We start from the raw sequence: 1,171 nt of genomic DNA, 5'->3' as shown, positions 1-1,171 counted from the left end.
GATGTCATCCCAATTTGGAATGCCATCATTGGCTTTAAACGCTTTCAGTGGTGAAGCGGTGCCTGTGATTTCTTGACCAATCGCGCTACCAATACTTTTAGTACCGAAGTCGAAGGCCATTATTGTGCGTGACATACAGTGTCTCAAATCTTAATGAAGTGGAAGTTAAGGAAGGCGGTTGCGTTACGCATGACCTGCGTCTGCCGACAATTGGCTTGGGTCGATACCTAGCTTTTCTACCGCTTTTTTCCAGCGCTCTGTAATGGGCGTATCGAAGATGATTTCTGGTGTGGCTTCGATGGTTAGCCAAGAGTTTTCAACCAGTTCATTTTCTAACTGACCAGCACTCCAACCGGAATAACCAAGAGCAACCAAATAGTCACTTGGCTCAGCCTCTGTCCCCAATACGGAAAGAATATCTCGTGAAGTGGTGACAGCAAGGTCGTCGGTCATTTGAATGCTGGATTCATAGTAATCTTTCGGTTTATGTAGAATAAAACCACGGTCTTCTGAGATTGGACCGCCATTGTAGACGGGTCTATCTAAGCTGGCTTCAAACAGGCGCGGGTGAACAGGCTGCACGTCAACTTGCTTGAGCATGTTGCCTACGGTGATATCAACAGGCGCGTTGATCATCAGTCCCATAGCGCCTTCTTCGTTATGTTCACAAACGTAGATAACGCTATTCTGGAAATACGGATCTTTCATTCCAGGCATGGCTACTAAAAAATGGTTTGTGAGGTTCATTCTCATACCGACCTTTAAGACTCGTAAATGCACTTAAGCAAACTCGCGACTATGTGCATGAGTTTGCTTAAGATAATGTCTGGTTCTCTACTATAACTGTACTATAAATTCAGTTATTCGCCTTTCACACGACGTTCAATGGCATCCATCAGTTTGCCAGTGATAGAAATGTCGAATGCCGCTTCGATTTCACGAATACAAGTTGGGCTAGTCACGTTGATTTCAGTTAGCTTGTCGCCAATCACATCAAGACCAACAAAGATAAGCCCTTTTTCTTTTAGAGTCGGAGCAACAGCTTGAGCAATCTTCATATCTGTTTCGCTTAGCGGACGAGCTTCACCAGTACCACCAGCGGCTAGGTTGCCGCGCGTTTCGCCTTTAGCAGGAATACGCGCAAGACAGTAAGGCATCGGTTCACCGTCAA

General features: G+C 45.6%; 2 protein-coding genes and 1 pseudogene. All 3 read right to left on the bottom strand.

What is annotated here, in order from left to right:
- A partial coding sequence (gene ruvX / locus R7P35_RS25355; RefSeq protein WP_318093166.1) for a Holliday junction resolvase RuvX occupies positions 1–135 on the bottom strand: 135 nt, incomplete at its 3' end.
- Between the two features lie 48 nt (positions 136–183).
- Entirely contained in the window at positions 184–747 is a 564-nt protein-coding gene (locus tag R7P35_RS25350) for a YqgE/AlgH family protein (RefSeq protein WP_005461717.1), read from the bottom strand.
- Positions 748–860: 113 nt separating this feature from the next.
- Positions 861–1,171 (bottom strand): annotated as a pseudogene (locus R7P35_RS25345) (glutathione synthase); the annotation flags it as partial.

The organism is Vibrio sp. Vb0304 (assembly GCF_033338995.1).
GTDB lineage: Bacteria > Pseudomonadota > Gammaproteobacteria > Enterobacterales > Vibrionaceae > Vibrio > Vibrio alginolyticus.
The sequence above is the reverse complement of the archived record's forward strand: the minus strand, read 5'-3'. Positions and strand labels throughout refer to the sequence as shown.

Excerpts from the sequence above, each read along its gene's own strand:
- R7P35_RS25350 (WP_005461717.1), bottom strand. The coding sequence starts at position 747 with ATGAACCTCACAAACCATTTTTTAGTAGCCATGCCTGGAATGAAAGAT.